Below are 15990 nucleotides of genomic sequence, written 5' to 3' on the forward strand. Positions count from 1 at the left end.
ATCCGCGCATGGGCGGAACGGGCCGGCTTGGGAGAGAATCAACGGGTGCGAATCGGGATCCTCGGGCCCTTGAAGGTGGCCGCGAACGGCCATCCTGTCGAGGTCGGCGGCGCACGCCTGCGCGCCCTGTTGATCCTGCTCGCTCTCAACGCGGACCGTACGGTCTCGGCCGACCGGCTGATCGACGACCTGTGGGAGGACCGTCCGCCGGGCGCCGCGCCCAACGCCCTGCAGTCGCTGGTGTCGCGGCTGCGCCCGGTGATCGGTCGCGAGCACCTGGAGTCGAAGCCGGGCATGTACCGGCTCCTCGTCCCGCCCGCGGCCGTGGACGCCCACGACTTCGAGGCCAGGGTCGCCGGTGCACTCCGTACAGGCGACCCGGCCAAGCGCGCGGCCGAGCTGCGGGAGGCCCTCGCGCTCTGGCGAGGCCCGGCGCTTGAGGACGTGGCGGGCCGCCCGTTCGCCGAGGGACCGTCGGCGCGCCTCGAAGGCCTGCGCCGCACCGCCCTGGACGAGCGCATCGAGGCCGATCTCACCCTCGGCCGCCACACCTCGCTCATTCCGGAGCTCCGGGCGCTGACCGCCGCCGACCCGCTCAGTGAGCCGCTCCGCGGAAAGCTGATGCGAGCCCTGTACGCGGCAGGCCACCAGGTCGAGGCCCTGGCCGAATACGAATCGGCCAAACGCACCCTGGCCGAGACCCTGGGCGTGGACCCTTCACCCGACCTGGAGAACGTCTACCTGGCAATCCTCCGCCAAGACCCGACCCTTCTCATGACCAGCCGGGCAATCCCAGGCAGCACGAGCGCAGCACAGACAGCCTCAGCGAACGGTGCGCACGCGATCCAGCAGGCGGCGGCCGATGCAGGCGAGACCATGCACTCCGAGGCGGCGGGGGCGCGGCCGGTCGGGAATCTGCGGGCGCGGATCACGAGCTTTGTGGGGCGGGACGACGATCTCTCCCAGCTGAGCGAGTTGCTGGCCGGGCAGCGGCTTGTGACGTTGACCGGGCCGGGTGGCGCGGGGAAGACGCGGCTGTCGCTGGAGACCGGCGAGCGGTGGCTGGGCCGGGTGCGGGACGGGGTGTGGGTGGTCGAGTTCGCGCCGATCACAGACCCGGCCGAGGTGCCGCAGGCCGTGCTCACGGCGCTGGGGCTGCGCGAGACGGTCTGGCAGGCGGGCGCGGCGCGCGTGAAGCGGGAGATCAACGATCCGCTGGACCGGTTGGCCGCCGCGCTCGCGCGCAAGCGGCTGTTGCTCGTTCTCGACAACTGCGAGCACCTCCTCGACGCCGCGGCCGATCTGGCGGACCGCCTGCTGGCGGACTGCCCGGGTGTGCGGATCCTTGCGACGAGCCGCGAGCCGCTCGGCATCACGGGCGAGGCGCTGTGGCCCGTCGACCCGCTCCCACCACCCCCTCCTGGCGTGCGAGCCGGCCACGCGCTGAACTATCCCGCGGTACGGCTCCTTGCGGATCGCGCGGCGGCCGTGTCCCGCGGCTTTGCGGTGACCGACGGCAACGTCGCCGACATCGCGCAGATCTGCTGGGCCCTGGACGGGATGCCGCTGGCGATCGAACTGGCCGCCGCCCGCATGCGCGCGATGACGCCCGGCCAGGTCGCGGCCCGGCTCAACGACCGGTTCGGCCTCCTGGCATCGGGCAGCCGCACTGCGCTGCCGCGCCACCAGACGCTCCGTGCCGTCGTCGAATGGAGCTGGGATCTGCTTGATCCGGCTGAACGCGCGCTGTGGCGGAGGCTCGCGGTCTTCACCGGCGGCGTCACCGCGGCGAGCGCCGAGGAGGTGTGCGCCGGTCCGGAGCTCCCTCGTGACCAGGTCTTCGACGTGCTGACCGCCCTGGTCGACAAGTCCCTCGTGACTATCAGCGACGGCCAGGGGGAGCCCCGCTACCGGATGCTGGAGACGATCCGCGCGTACGGGTTGGAGCGGCTGGCCGAGTCGGGCGAGGAAGAGGAGATCAGACGCGCGTACGCCACGTACTTCGTCCAGCTGGCCGAAACCGCGGAACCCCACCTCTACCGCGACGAGCAGGTGTACTGGATTGCCAGGCTCGCTGCCGAGCACGACAACCTGCATGCCGCGCTGCGGTGGTCGATCTCGGTCGGTGACGCGCCGCTGGCCGTGCGGTTCTGCGCAGGGCTCGGTTGGTACTGGTTCCTGCGCGGGCAGCTCAAGGAGAGCACCGACACCATCATGTGGGTGCTCAATCTGCCTGGTCTGCCCGAGGACCAGACGACCGCGGTCGCCATGGCGATCGGCGCGATGATGATGGTTGACGGCGACTACAAGAACGAGCAGAGCGTCGCCCTGCTGATGCGGGTACGCCGGATCTGCGACGCCCACGCCGACGAGGAGTTGCAGCCGACGCTGCGTGTGACGAACGTCGCGCTGAAGATGTACCTGATGGATTGGGACGAGGACGCGGTCACGCTCATAGACCCGCTCCTGCACGATTCCAATCCGTGGGTACGCGGGGTGGGCCACTTCATCCGCGGCCAGTTCGCGCTCAACTACGGGCACCACGACGCGGGCGCCGACGACTTCGCCCGCGCGCTGGAGGCCTTCCGCCTCATCGGCGACCGCTGGGGGCTCGCGTTCACCCTCACCGCCCAGGCCGAACTCGCCGGCCGCCGCGGCGACCACGGCGAAGCCGTCACGCTCTACGAGGAGTCGATCCGGCTCAACGACGCCCTCGGCGGCGGGCCCGTGCCGATCCTCCATAGCCATGTGAAGCTGGCGAACGAGCTGGCGCTGCTCGGTGAGAGGGACCGCGCCGTCAAGATGCTCAACGTCGCGCTCCGCGAGGCCGAACGGGTCTGCAGCATCGAGAGCATGGCGGCGCTGCACTGCCAGCTCGGTGAGATCGCACGCCACGATGGCGATGTCACCGGGGCCACCAGGCACCTCGATCGTGCGTACGAGCTGGTCTCGGCCGATACCGGCCCGCCGCACATCCGCGCGATGGTCCTGTGCTCGCAGGGTCATCTCGCCCTCGGCCTCGGCGAGGTCGAGGCGGGCCGGACACGGCTCATCAAGGCATTGCAGGCCGCCGTGCACGCCGTGGACCACCCGATCATCGCGTTCGTCCTGGTGGGCCACGCCGCCCTTGCTCTTCGCGAAGGAGACGCGGAACGTTCCGCATACTGGCTGGGCGCGGCCGACGGCCTGCGCGGCAGCCGCGACCAGTCACTGCGCGACGTCCTGCTGGTCGAGGCCGCCACCCGCAAGGTCCTCGGCGAGACCGCGTTCACCACTGCCTATGAACGCGGCCTCGCCGTCACCCTGGACGACGTCCTGAGCACCTTCGCGCTGGAACGCCCTCCGCCGTTGGTCACTTGATGTTCTTGAACCGCTGGTTCTTGGCGTAGCTGCACTTCCAGACGGTCGTGAGGGCCCTGTTGCGCTTGCTGGCTCCGGCGATGTCCAGGCACTTGCCCTTGGCGTACTGGCTGAAGAACCGGTTGTCGGGCGTGTACCAGAACAGCTGCTTGGTGTAGTTGTCGCCGTACTTCTTGTTCCGGCACTGCCGCTGCGTGACGGAGGAGCCGTTCCGCTTGGCGTCCACGGTGAGGCACAGCCCGCTGTTCCGGTTCTGGATCGCGTAGATGTGGTGCCGGACGCCGCCGGCCCCCGGGGCCTGGACCAGCCAGAGTGCCCACTGCATGTTCGCCTGCTTCACGCAGGACCATTGGTCGGCGCGCACTCCTTGCCGCTTGGACCAGCCAGGGATCTCCACGCACTTCTTGGAGTGCTCTGCCCGGAGGCGTGTCCACGCAGGGCGCTTCAGAGCCGTGGCGTCCCCGGCAGCATCCACACGAGCAGGCCCAGGCGATCCCGGCGCGGCCGAGGCCGCCGAAGAGAGCAACGTGGCGGAGATGGCGCAGGCCGAGCCGACTACAGCGAGCGTGCGAAGGTGATGGGACATAGGTGTCTCCCCAGGTCGGTGATGCCCCAGAGCCAACCCCGACCGCGTCTCCGGCCCGTCTCCGGCCCAGCTCAGGTGGGAAGCGGCCGGTCGTTCACGACATGCTTGATGATCTCCTGCGGTCTCTTCCATCTCTGCCTGGGCACCCTCACCCGCACGGTCCTGCACACCCGGCCCGCCGCCGTGGTCGCCCTCGCGGCCGGGCTGCCCGTGGAGCGGCCAACGATATGAATTCGCCTATAGGACCGCAGCCGTGTCCATATTGGACCGGCCGGATGCCCCTCTGGTCTGCTCTGTCCCGTGCTCATGACCGCCCCCACCTCCGATCGCCGGGTGATCGTGACGATGGTCACGGCCCAGATCGCCGCCAGCCTGGGCTACTTCTCCGTGATGGCGCATCTGGTCGCGCACCTCCGGCATGACGTGGGCCTGATGGCGAGCACGATCGGGTTGATCCTCGGCGTCCGGCTCGGCGTGCAGTACGCACTTCTTCTTCCGGTCGGACCCCTCACCGACATGCTCGGCGCACGCCGCACCGGAACGATCGCGTGTTCCGTCCGCGCGCTGAGCTTCGTCCTTCTGGGCACCGCCGAGGGGTTGAGCGCGTTGCTCTGCGCAGCCGTCCTCATGGGTGCGGGCGGTGCGCTCCTCCACCCGGCGGCTCAGAGCATGCTGGCCGGCGTCACTCCTGCCCGCCGCTCCAAAGGCTTCGCCGCCTACGTGGCGACCCAGCACATCGGAACGGTGGTGGGTCCGCCCTTGGGGCTCGCACTCCTCACCCCGGGCTTCGCGTTCGTCGCGGGAACGGGCGCCGTCTTGTGGGCGTTCGCCGGAGCCCTCTTCCTCTTCCTGCCACGCCACAACCATGAGTCGGCTCCCCGCGATCTCCTTGCGGGCGTCCGAGCGGCTTTCCGCGACCGTTCATTTCTGCTCTTCGCCCTGGCGACCGCCCCTACGACCCTCCTCGCCAACCACATCATGACCGCCGTGCCGCTCCTGGGTTTCACGCCCAGCATGGCGACCCTCAGTTTCTGCGTGCTGGCTGCGGTGGCCGCCTCAGCCCAGCCGTTCGTGGCCGCGAAGCACCGTGGCGAACGCCCGTGGGTCCTGCGTCTCGGCCTGCTGTGCGCGGCGGCCACGTTCCTGGTGCTGGCGCCCTTGGACGGGACGGAGACCGACCTCTTGATGCTCGCGGCCGTCCTCAACGGCATCGCGAACGGCCTGATCCAGCCATCGATCTTCCAACGCGCCGCCCGCCATGCCCCGCAGGGCCGCTTCGGCTCGTACTACGGCGTCCTGGCGTTCTGCTCCGGAATGTTCGCCTGCGTGGGAGATCTGCTGATCGGCCGCCTCTTCGACCAAGGCCCCACCGGCGCCACCACAGCCCTCCTGGCCGTGGCGATCTTCGCCCTGGCAGCCGCAGTGACCACCCGAGGCCCGCACCACTGACGGCGTGGAGATTTGGGACAGGAAACGAAAACGGCGGCGGTGCCCTTCTTGGGGACCGCCGCCGTGATGTGCGTGCCAGACCTTTGAGACCTTGCGTCAGACCTTGCGCCTGAAGGCTCGCATGGACAAGGGGATGAAGAGGGCGGCGATCGCCACGCCCCAGATGAGGGCCTGGATGGCCGGCGTGAGGACCGGCTGGCCCATGCTCGGGTCGGTCACCTTGTGGCCGATCAGCAATCCCCGGATCGCGTCACCCAGCAGGGAGACCGGGTTGTTCTCCATGACCGTGCGGATCCACCCCGGGTACTTGTCGGAGACCGGGATGAAGGCGTTGCTGAGGAACGAGACCGGAAAGATGATGGTGAATCCGAAGATCTGCACCTTCTCCGGCTCGTCGACCGCCAGGCCCACGAAGACCGAGACCCAGGCGAACAGCAGGGAGAAGGCGAGGAGCAGCAGGAACGCGGGGAGCAGGTTGACCCAGCTGGTCTCGACCCGGAAGCCGATGATCAGCCCCACGACCATCACGATGAACATCGACCAGGCCTGCTTGACCGTGTCGGCGATGATCCGGCCGGCCAGCGGGGCCGAACGCGCGATCGGCAGGCTGCGGAACCGGTCGAAGACGCCCTTGGTGACGTCGTTGTTGAGGCCGACGCCGGTGGTCATCGAGGCGAACAGGGCGTTCTGGACGATGATGCCCGGAATGAGGATCGGCAGGTAGTCCTCGACGCTTCCGGCCATCGCGGGACCGAAGACGAAGGCGAAGAGCAGCACGAACATGATGGGCTGGACGCTCAGGTCGACCAGTTCCATCGGGTTGTGTTTGATCTGCACCAGGTTGCGCCAGGTCAGCGTCATGGTGTTGCGCAGTCCGGTGGACAGGCTCACCTGCCGGGGCAGGTCGCGCGGGACGACGTGGGTGGCGGCGGTCATGCCTTGGCCCCTTCTTGGGACATGAACTCCTCGGCCTCGGCCTCGAAGTCGTCGGTGTGGTGTCCGGTGAGCGCGAAGAAGACCTCGTCGAGGGTCGACTTGCGCAGGGCGAGCTCGCTCAGGACGACGCCCGCGTCGTCCAGCTTGCGCACGACGGCGGGCATCACGGCCGGGTCGGTGACCGGGGCCGAGACGAGGCCGTCGCGCTGCTCGGGTGTGGCGTCGAGCAGGTCGGCGACCACGCGGGCGACCGTCACCTCGTCGGCCTCGTTGACCGGGCGGACCTGCAGGACCTGGCCGCCGGCCTGGGCCTTGAGCTGGTCGGAGGTGCCGTGCGCGATGACGGTGCCGTGGTCGATGACGATGATGTCGTCGGCGAGCTGGTCGGCCTCTTCGAGGTACTGGGTGGTGAGCATGACGGTGACGCCGTCGTCGGTGAGGCCGCGGACGATGTCCCACAGGGCGTTGCGGCTGCGGGGGTCGAGACCCGTGGTGGGCTCGTCCAGGAACAGGATCTCTGGCCGGCCGACCAGGCTGGCGGCGAGGTCGAGGCGGCGGCGCATGCCGCCCGAGTAGGTCTTGGCGGCGCGTTCGGCGGCCTCGGTCAGCTCGAAGCGGTCGAGGAGCTCGGCGGCGCGGGTCTTGGCGGAACTGCGCGACAGGCCGAGCAGCCGGCCGATGAGCACGAGGTTCTCGGTGCCGGTGAGCATCTCGTCGACGCCCGCGTACTGCCCGGTCAGACCGATCAGCTGGCGGACCCGGTGCGCGTCCTTGACGACGTCGTAGCCGCCCACTTGGGCCGTGCCCGCGGTGGGCCGGAGAAGGGTGGCGAGGATCCGGGTGGTCGTCGTCTTGCCCGCGCCGTTCGGGCCCAGAACACCGAGCACCGTACCGGCCGCGACCTGCAGCGATACCCCGCACAACGCCTTGGTCTCACCGAAGTGCTTCACCAGGCCCTCGGCCTGGATGGCGTGTGACATGTGATCTCCTAGGTCTGTGTTCGCCGGACACCTGACGGCCCTGGATGCGGCGGCGTGCAAAGTTACAGCTGTCCGGTGGGGAACGCATCCAGTTTTTTCCGACGGTCCTGACAAATCGCTGACGGACCGCTGACGTCCGGGACAACTCTCGCATCCAGGTCTGACAAAACGCTGAGACGCCTGGGATGCAGCTGGCTGAAGCCGGTATTCGGAGAGGGATCGGCAGCGCGACTCCTATATCTTGCGTCGTCCTGAGCATGGTCAACACAACTTCGTGTCACAGCAGGGCAAACCATCGGCCTGGAGGCAGGGTCTGCCGGCGGGAGGCGGCGCGCTCACAGATGACGCTCCACGGGTGGGAGCCCTCATGGATCTAGACTCATGCCCGTGACGTCGGTGCGGCGCGCCCACCAGCCCGACGGCGGTGGTCCGCGTCTGCGGCCGCCCGCCCATCGGGTCTCTCCGCGCGCCATCGCCCACTGGGCGATCGAATATCTCCTGCTCTGGGGCCTGGGCCTCGGCCTCGCCTGGGGTGTGGCCGCCTGGATCGACGACGCCGACTGGGACGGCCTGCCCGGCTGGATGATCGAACGTGTCTGGTGGCTGCCGTTCCTGATCGGGGTCGCCGGGGTGCTCATGGTCACGGTGGCGCCGGTGTGGCGCTACCGGGTGCATCGCTGGGAGGTCAGCTCGGACGTCGTCTATACGCGCACGGGATGGTTCAGCCGTGAGTGGCTGCTCGTCCCGGTGAGCCGTATCCAGACCGTCGACACCGAGCAGGGTTGGCTCGAACGCATGCTGGGCCTGGCGACCATCGAGGTCAACACCGCCTCGCACGCCGGATCGTCAGAGGTCGCCGGCCTTCCGGTGGCGGTGGCGACGCGCCTGGCCGAGGACCTCGCCCGCCGCGCCCATGACCTCCGAGACGACGCGACATGAACGTCCAAGAAGAGGGGCGGGGCTCGCCGCCCTCGGACGATCCAGGGGATGACCACATCCCTGAGGCGTCGGCTGAGCGCGATGGTGCTGAGCCTGGCGGTGCTGAGTCCGGCGGTGCTGAGTCCGGCAGTGTTAAGCCTGGCGGAGTTGAGCCGGTCGCCTTGCGGCTGCATCCGCTGACGTTCGTCGTGGGCGCGGCGCGGGAGCTGATCGCGCTGCTTGCCGCCGGTGCGGCGGGACTGGCGGTCGGTGGCCTGTCCACGGCGTTCTACTTCACGTTGGTCGGACTGGGCATCGGCTTCGTCTTCCATCTGGCGACCTGGGCCACATTCACCTACACCGTCCACGAAGACCGCATCGCGCTCCGCCGGGCGCTGATCGGGCGATCCGTGAAGACCATTCCGCGTGATCGCATCCGTGGTGTGGACATCAGCGCGACGCTGGCCCATCGAGTGCTGGGGCTGGCCATCGTCCACATCGATGCCGGCGCGGATGGGGGCGAGGGCGAGCTCAACGCGGTCTCGCTGCAGGAAGCCGAACGGCTCCGCAAGGTCCTGCTCGCCCGAGCCTCAACAGCCGCTGAACGAGCCGCACCTGAGCCTCAGCGGCGAGTCCTTGGCCGGATGGAATCGCGCTGGTACGTGTACGCCCCGCTCAGCGGCGCCTATCTCCTCACCCCGTTCGCACTCGCCGGCAGTCTTCTCGGCACGCTCTACAACCTGAGCGACGACTTCGGCCTGATCACCCGGGACCGGCTCGAGAACCTGGGCCACGAGGTGGTCGGCCTCCCGACCCTCGTCGTGATCATCCTGGCGATCCTGTTCCTGATCGCCATGCCGGTGATGTCGGTCATCGTGTTCACGCTCTTCAACTGGGACTTCACCGTGTACGAGCGGGACGGCTCCGTGGTGGCCGAGCGCGGTCTGATGACCCGGCGCAGCGTCTCGCTCGAACGCCGGCGCATCCGGGGCGTGGAGCTCGCGGACAACCCGTTCGAACGGCTCGCCGGAGTCGTCCGCCTCGGTGCCCTCGTCACCGGCCTGGGAGACGCCGCCCACCGCGGCCGCCTCCTGCCCGCCGCGCCTGGCACCGCCGTGGAGTCCCTGGCGCGACGAGTGCTCGGCCCTCCGCCCGCACCGCTCATCATGCATCCGCGTGGCGCCCGCAGCCGCCGCATCACGCGGGCCGTCGCCCCACCGGCCGGGGTGGGGGTGCTGGCCGTCCTGGCCGGCCAGCCCTGGGTGGCGTACGGATGTGCCGTGGTCGCATTGCTCGCCGTCCCGCTCGGCATCGACCGTTACCGCCAGCTGGGCCATGCCTCCGATGGCGAACGCCTGACCGTGCGATCCGGATCGCTTCGCCGCCGCCAAGCCGTGGTCGAACACGGCGCAGTCGTCGGCTGGCGCATCCGCCAGACACTCTTTCAGCGCCGCCTCGGCCTGGCGACGCTGGTCGTCGCCGTGGGCGCGGGCGACGGAGGGTATCCCGCCGTGGACATGGCCGAGGAGGACGCTCCCGCCTTCGCCGCAGAGATCACGCCCGCCTGGCTGGATCCCTTCCTGACCCGCTGAGGAGAACGGAGCTATTCGGGGCGGCGGGCACCGAACATGATCTCGTCCCAGGACGGGACAGAGGCGCGCTTGCCCTTGGCCTTGCGGCGGTTGCGGGCCGCAGGGCGCTGGGGTGCCGCCGGTGGCTCGGAGCTGGCCGCCGCAGGCTCGCTGCCCGGCTTGTCCGCGGCGGGCATCGCCGGGCGGCCCGCGGGCTTCTTCTTGGCAGGCGTACGCGGAGCCTCGCGGTGACGCTGCGGCTGTGGCTTCGGCGCCTGTTGCTTGGGCTTCGGCTCGACAGGCTCAGGCGTGGCAGGGGGCTCGTCGTCGGCCTCGGCGGACGCCTCCGGCTCGTCTTTGGGAGCGTCCGCTTCTTGGGGCGCGAGTTCTTGAGGCGCGAGTTCGTCCGCGGGCTCCAGGGCGGGCTCGGGAACGGGATCCGGGGCAGGCCGCGTTGACGCCTCGGGAGCGGGATCCACATCCTGCGAGGGTGCACTGTCCGTGACCTCAGCGGCTGGCTCCTGCTCCACGACCTCTGCGGCGGCCGACGTCGGCTGGACGTCGCCTTCGTCCTGCGCGGGAGCGGACGCCTCTTCGTGAACGGAGTCCACGTCCTGGGAGGGCTCTTCCTCCTGGACGGCGGCGTCCTCCACTGGCGCGGGCTCGGCAGGCTCTTCCTTGCGAGCGAACACAGTGGCGCGTTCCTCTTGAGCCGCGGTCGCCTGCTCCTCACGGGCGGCACGCGCCTCTTCACGGGCGGCGCGAGCATCCTCCGCCTGTGCCGCCGCGTCCTCGTCCTCCCGGGCGGCCGGGCGCTCGTCACGCGGGGCGTCCGTCTCGTGTGATTCGTCCCGAGATTCGGCCGGCGTAGCGCGCTCCTCGGAGACCCTCACGGGAGCGGGCGGCTGTTCTTCACGTGCAGGTGCCGCTGGCTGTTCTTCACGTGCGAGTGCCGGCGGCCGTTCTTCGCGCGCGGCCGCAGGCGCCGGAGCAGGACGGTCCTCGGATGTGGCCTCGTGGATGGCCGGGCGGTCGTCGTCCCAAGTGTCGGTGGTGGGGGCGGCCATGCGGACGGCGGGGGGCTCCAGGCGCGCGGCGACGGCGGGCTCGCGCGGGGTCTCGGCCGGCTGCGCCGGTTGCGGTCGGGGGTCGACCATGCGGCCGCGTTCGACGATGTACTCGCGGCGGGCCTCGGCGGGGCGCTGCTGCTCGCGGTCCGAGACGACCTTCATGGCGGGACGGCGGGGCACCAGCGGCGTGACCGTGTCGTTCAGCGAGTCGTCCCCCCATTCCACGGCGGTGAGGCGGGCGGCGACCTCGTCGAGAGGGGAGACGTGGCGGCGGCGGGGGTCGAAGACCCACTCCGCGGCGTGCGGGCGGCCGTTGTCGAAGAACGACAGGCGCACCCGCCAGGTGCTGTCCTCGCACTTCCAGGAGTCCCACTCGACCTCTTCGAGGTCCACGCCGCCACGGCCGAGGCGTTCTTCGACCGTCTCGCCGAGAGGAGGCCCGGGCGTCGACTCGCCCGGTCGGCGGACGGCGACGCGCTGCGCCTGCTGAGCCATGTACTCGCGCTCCTGCAGGACCGGGCCCTCGAACCAGCGAACGCGCTCGACCGGGATGCCGGCCGACTCGGCGATTTCCTCCGCCGTCTCGCCGGACCGGATGCGGGCCTGGATCTCCTTGGGACGCAAGGGACTCTCCACTTCGATCTCGAACTGGCCGAGGCGGGAGAAATGCCCACGTACCGCTGCGCGCAGCCGGTCATCGACGGGCAGGGTGAACCGGGTGCCCCGGCCCGCGGTCGCCAGGACGAGGTACGTACCGTCCTCGCTGACCGCGACGAGGCGCAGCTCCTGCATGCGTGTCCTTCCTGCCCTTCCTGACGGCACCGGAGGGTGCCGGACGACACGTCCGGTCGCGAGCCCGCCTCACTCGTGCTCGTGACGATCGGTCGTTCGGCGCCCACCGAGGGCGCATGCGTGCCCTTCCCCCGGACTCCTGAGTCTCTCTTCCGGACACGCCTTGCTGCCAGCACCGTACCCGGCATGTCCGAACATCGCCGCTCTCGAAGCCCTCCTCACGAGGCTGAAGAGGGCACCTGACCAAGCTTGCCCGTGCCGAACTCCGGCTGGGGTCGCCCTGCCTGATTCTTGTGGATCCTTTTCCACACTGTGCCTCAAGAGGCAGGGGGACCTGCACTGTTTTGGCCGTCGGCGTCACTTCCAAGGCCTGGAACACCCGAGAAGTCCGGCTAGTTTCCAATGCGGCCCCACATATGGGCGGACCGAAACCGGAAAACGGGTCAGGTGCCGAAGACCTGCCTGGTGTACGGGTTGAGGAACCGGCGTTCCGGGTCCAACTGGTCCCGCAGAGCCAGGAAGTCGTTGAAGCGCGGATAGACCGTTTCGAGGTACGCGGCGTCGCGCGTGTGCATCTTGCCCCAGTGGGGACGGCCGCCGACGGCGGTCATGAGCTCCTCGACGCCCTCGAAGTACTCCTCGTGCGGGTCGCGGTGGTAGACGTGGATCGCGATGAAGGCGCTCGGGCGGTCGTACGCCATCGACAGCCACGCGTCCTCGGCGGGCAGCAGCCGCACCTCGATCGGGAAGCTGATCCGCCAGTCGCGCTTGTCGAAGAGCCCCCGCAGGTCGCGCAGCGTGGGCACAAGCTGCTCACGCGGGATCGCGTACTCCTGCTCCTTGAAGCGCACCGTGCGCGGGCTGGTGAAGACCTTGTACGAGGTGTCGCTGAACGTGCGCGCGCCCAGTGCCTTGGCCGAGACGCCGTTGATGAACGGCGCGGCCCCTGGAGCGCGGTGGGTGACGTGCTGGAGCAAGCCGAAGGCCGTGTTGGACAGGAACTGGTCGTCCAGCCAGCCCTTGAACGTGGAGAGCGGCTTGGCCGGGCCGTCCACGCGGTTGTTGCGCTTGGTCAGGCAGCCCTCGGTGTGCGGGAACCAGTAGAACTCGAAGTGCTCGTTGGCCGCCTCGAACTCGTCGATGCGCGAGAGCACCTCATCCCACGTCATCGGCTCCTCGCGGGCCTCCAGGATGAACCTGGGCACGGTCCGCCACGTGATCGCGGTGACGACCCCGAGGGCGCCCACCCCGGCCCTGGCGGCGTCGAAGAGTTCCGGCCGTTCGTCCCGGGAGCAGGTCACCACGCTGCCGTCGGCGAGGACCAGTTCGAGGGCCTCGACCTGGGACACGAAACCGGCGGCGTCGCGGCCGGTGCCGTGCGTCGCGGTCTGGAGGGCGCCCGCGACCGTCTGCTCCTGGATGTCACCCATGTTGGCGAGCGCGAGGCCGTGCTCGTCCAGGACCCGGTTGAACTCGTGCAGCGGCAGGCCCGCCTCGACCGTGACCAGCCCGCTGGCGGTGTCGACCGAACGGACCGCCGTCAACGCGGTTGGCCGCAGCAAGGTCCCCTCGGCGACTGCTGCGCCGGTGAACGAGTGTCCGGTCCCGACCATGCGGACCGTGAGACCGTCGGCGGCGGCTGAGCGCACTGCGCCGGCCACCTCGTCGGTGGTCCGGGGGGTGACGACGCGCCGTGGCGTGACCTGCTGGTTTCCGGCCCAATTCTGCCACTTTTGTGAGCTCGTGGGGGACATGCGGCGACTCTACCCGGATGGCTGACGTGAAGAAAGTTCATGTTTATTTATTTTCCGTGTCCCGGCCAAGCCGATCGCCGCCGCGACCAGAGCGGCCCCCAGCGGGAGCAGGAACGCGGCCCGCGCGCCGTACACGTCGACCACCCGCCCGGCGCTGGAGGCGCCGAGCGCCACGCCGAGGCCGACCGTGGTCGAGACCAGCGCGAGTCCCTCGGTCAGCTGGTGTCCCGGGACGGCCTGCTCGACCACCCCGTACCCCGGGATGATCGTGGGCGAGATCGCCAGTCCGGAGAAGAAGACCACGAACATCATCAGATAGAGGTTCGTGATCAGCAGCGGCGGCACGAGCCCGGCGGCGAGGAGGATCAGCCCGATCCGGAACCGGCGGTCGAGGGGACTGCGCCAGTGCCGCGCCCCGTACCAGAGCGCGGCGCTCCCACTGCCCAGGGCGTAGCAGCCGAGGAGCAGCCCGGCGAGGGCCTTGTGGCCCTTCTCCTCGGCGAACGCGATGCCGCTGACGTCGATCGCCCCGAAGACCGTCCCCAGCATCAGGAAGACCGGCGCCATGACCAGCACCGCCGGATTGCGCAGCACGCTCGCCGATCCGCCCGCCGAGGGCGGATTGGGCGGCGGTTCGGTGCCGCGCTGCGCGGCCAGGGCCAGGCAGCCGGCGAGGGTGCACGCGGCGGCGACGGCCAGGCCCGCCGCCGGATGCACGCCGGTGGCCACGGCCGTGACGATCATCGGACCGCAGACGAAGATTGTCTCGTCCACGACCGACTCGAAGGAGAACGCGGTGTGCAGCCGCGCGGGGCCGTCGCGCAGCGCGTGCTTCCAGCGCGCCCGCACCCAGGCGCCCAGCGACGGCTGCGTCAGCCCGGCCAGCGCCGCCATCGGGAACAACGTCCACGTCGGCAGGTGCAGCAGGGTGAAGGTGATCAGTGTGGCGAAGCTGGACGCGTTGGCCAGCGCCAGCGGGATGAGGATCCGGCGTTGTCCGTACCGGTCGGCGAAGCGCGCGCTGAGCGGGGCTCCTGCCGCATAGGCCAGAGAGAGGGTCGCCGACACCGCACCGGCGATACCGTACGATCCGGTAATCGCGGACACGAGTAGGACGATGCCGATTCCCACCATGGACATCGACATGCGGCCCACGAAGCCCGCGGCGACGAAGGTCCGGGCCCCGGGAACGGCCAGCAGCTCCCGGTACGGGTTGGCCAAATCCATCTCCTCACCCCGGAGACGGCCCCCCGGTCTCGTCGTCGACCTCCAGACCCAAGATCACGTTACTGGGCGAAACAACTCTAAAAACAAGTAACCCCTCGATAGCGACTCTCGTTGGGATTGGTTGTGGCTCCTCCTTCACCGCCCCGGAAGCAGCCCAAGGTCAAGACCGGGCGTCGGCTGGCGCCGCTCGCCGCGGCCGGCCTCGCGTTGCTGGTCGCGGGCAGCCTCGGCGGTGGCGTCTACGCGGCCATCGACACCCGGGACGACACGCGCCGTTCGGCCTCGGGCACACCCTCTGAGGTGCCGCCGACCGCGCCGCCAGGACCGGTGACGAACGTGGCGGACGCCGGCCAGATCGCTCCGCTGCGCCGGGTCGTACCGCCGGACGTGCTCGCGGTGAGCGGCGGAGGCGGCTCGATCACCCCGTCACAGATCACCAAGATCTCCAAGCTGGCCAAGGTCCGGGACGTGGTGGCGGTCGCGGGCGGGGCCGTCCAGCTCCAGGGGCGCGCGATCAACACGTTCGCGGTCGACCCGTCCTCGTTCCGGTCCTGGACCCCGCCGGGCACCGCGAAGAAGACCGAGCTGTGGGCCGCGCTCGCCGCGGACCAGTTCGTGGTCTCCTCCTCGGCGGCCGAGCAGCTGCAGCTCGCCCGCGGCTTCCAGTACCCGATCGTGGCCCGCACGATGCCCAACCTCACGATGGGCGGCTCCGGCACGCTCGGCCTGCCCGGCATCGACCTGCTGGTCAGCCGCAAGACCGGCACCGACCTGGGCCTGGTCCCGAACGTGGCCGTCATGGTGAACGCGCCGGGCGCCGACCCCGCCAAGGTCGTCAAGGGGGTCAGCAAGGTTCTCGGGACGGGCGCGAACGTGGTCAACCTGCACGAGCAGAAGTACCAGGCACCCGCCGACGGCGGCCGCCCGGGCAGCTACATGGACCTCTACCGGCAGGCGGCCACCACCTGCCCCGGCCTGTCGTGGACGGTCCTCGCCGCCATCGGCCAGGTGGAGAGCGACCACGGCCGGAATGCGGGCCGCTCCAGCGCGGGAGCGCTCGGCCCGATGCAGTTCATGCCCGCCACATGGAAGGCGTACGGCGTGGACGGCGACCGTGACGGCAAGGCGGACATCATGAACCCCTACGACGCCGTTCCCGGGGCCGCCAAGTACCTGTGCGCCAACGGCGCCGGCAAGGGCGGCAAACAGCTCTACCGCGCGATCTGGCACTACAACCACGCCGACTGGTACGTCCAGAAGGTGCTGGCGCTGGCCAAGGCCTACGCCGCCCGCTACCGCTGACCCGCGGGTCCGGAGCGGGTCCGGGTGAGACCGGGGTGGAACCGG

Annotated in this window: 12 protein-coding genes; 6 read left to right on the top strand and 6 right to left on the bottom strand. The window is 69.9% G+C overall.

The annotated features are described in order from the left end of the window. Positions 1-45: 45 nt before the first annotated feature. On the top strand, positions 46-3360 hold the full coding sequence (locus tag F8566_RS24340) for a BTAD domain-containing putative transcriptional regulator (protein ID WP_151563677.1): 3315 nt from the start codon (positions 46-48) through the stop codon (positions 3358-3360). On the opposite strand, the gene F8566_RS50070 is transcribed toward F8566_RS24340, so the two are convergent. Then, positions 3353-4078 (bottom strand): RICIN domain-containing protein, encoded by a 726-nt coding sequence (locus F8566_RS50070; RefSeq protein ID WP_151563679.1) that lies wholly within the window; start codon positions 4076-4078, stop codon positions 3353-3355. The two genes, F8566_RS24340 and F8566_RS50070, sit on opposite strands and share 8 nt — an antisense overlap. On the opposite strand from F8566_RS50070, the gene F8566_RS52345 reads away from it, so the two are divergent. Next, the gene (locus F8566_RS52345) at positions 4055-4177 is read left to right on the top strand and encodes a hypothetical protein (protein ID WP_264159407.1); all 123 of its coding nucleotides are present in this window, start codon (positions 4055-4057) and stop codon (positions 4175-4177) included. The two genes, F8566_RS50070 and F8566_RS52345, sit on opposite strands and share 24 nt — an antisense overlap. 75 nt (positions 4178-4252) lie before the next feature. Then, positions 4253-5395 (top strand): MFS transporter, encoded by a 1143-nt coding sequence (locus F8566_RS24350; protein WP_151563681.1) that lies wholly within the window; start codon positions 4253-4255, stop codon positions 5393-5395. Between the two features lie 96 nt (positions 5396-5491). Here F8566_RS24350 and F8566_RS24355 read toward each other — a convergent pair whose 3' ends face one another. Both F8566_RS24355 and F8566_RS24360 read right to left on the bottom strand, forming a co-directional pair. Next, the gene (locus F8566_RS24355; RefSeq protein WP_151563683.1) at positions 5492-6331 is read right to left on the bottom strand and encodes an ABC transporter permease; all 840 of its coding nucleotides are present in this window, start codon (positions 6329-6331) and stop codon (positions 5492-5494) included. Then, positions 6328-7311: an ATP-binding cassette domain-containing protein gene (locus F8566_RS24360; protein WP_151563684.1), complete on the bottom strand. Its 984-nt coding sequence runs from the start codon at positions 7309-7311 to the stop codon at positions 6328-6330. Before F8566_RS24360 ends, F8566_RS24355 begins: the two co-directional genes overlap by 4 nt. Before the next feature lie 381 nt (positions 7312-7692). On the opposite strand from F8566_RS24360, the gene F8566_RS24365 reads away from it, so the two are divergent. Beyond that, entirely contained in the window at positions 7693-8250 is a 558-nt protein-coding gene (locus F8566_RS24365; RefSeq protein ID WP_151563686.1) for a PH domain-containing protein, read from the top strand. A gap of 161 nt (positions 8251-8411) precedes the next feature. Beyond that, positions 8412-9821 (top strand): PH domain-containing protein, encoded by a 1410-nt coding sequence (locus F8566_RS24370; protein WP_225993472.1) that lies wholly within the window; start codon positions 8412-8414, stop codon positions 9819-9821. A gap of 11 nt (positions 9822-9832) precedes the next feature. Here F8566_RS24370 and sepH read toward each other — a convergent pair whose 3' ends face one another. The 3 genes from sepH to F8566_RS24385 form a co-directional block, all read right to left on the bottom strand. Further along, positions 9833-11662 carry a septation protein SepH gene (gene sepH, locus F8566_RS24375; RefSeq protein ID WP_151563689.1) on the bottom strand — a complete coding sequence of 610 codons (1830 nt, stop codon included), beginning with the start codon at positions 11660-11662 and terminating at the stop codon, positions 9833-9835. Between the two features lie 443 nt (positions 11663-12105). Next, entirely contained in the window at positions 12106-13416 is a 1311-nt protein-coding gene (locus tag F8566_RS24380) for a D-arabinono-1,4-lactone oxidase (protein ID WP_151563691.1), read from the bottom strand. A 9-nt stretch (positions 13417-13425) separates the two neighbouring features. After that, positions 13426-14643, bottom strand: coding sequence for an MFS transporter (locus tag F8566_RS24385; RefSeq protein WP_225993473.1), 1218 nt, complete (start codon positions 14641-14643; stop codon positions 13426-13428). A gap of 123 nt (positions 14644-14766) precedes the next feature. Here F8566_RS24385 and F8566_RS24390 point away from each other — a divergent pair, with 123 nt between their 5' ends. Then, a complete protein-coding gene (locus tag F8566_RS24390) occupies positions 14767-15945 on the top strand; it encodes a lytic transglycosylase domain-containing protein (RefSeq protein ID WP_225993474.1) in 1179 nt (392 codons plus the stop codon). Positions 15946-15990: the final 45 nt, after the last annotated feature.

The organism is Actinomadura rudentiformis (assembly GCF_008923185.1).
Taxonomy (GTDB): domain Bacteria; phylum Actinomycetota; class Actinomycetes; order Streptosporangiales; family Streptosporangiaceae; genus Spirillospora; species Spirillospora rudentiformis.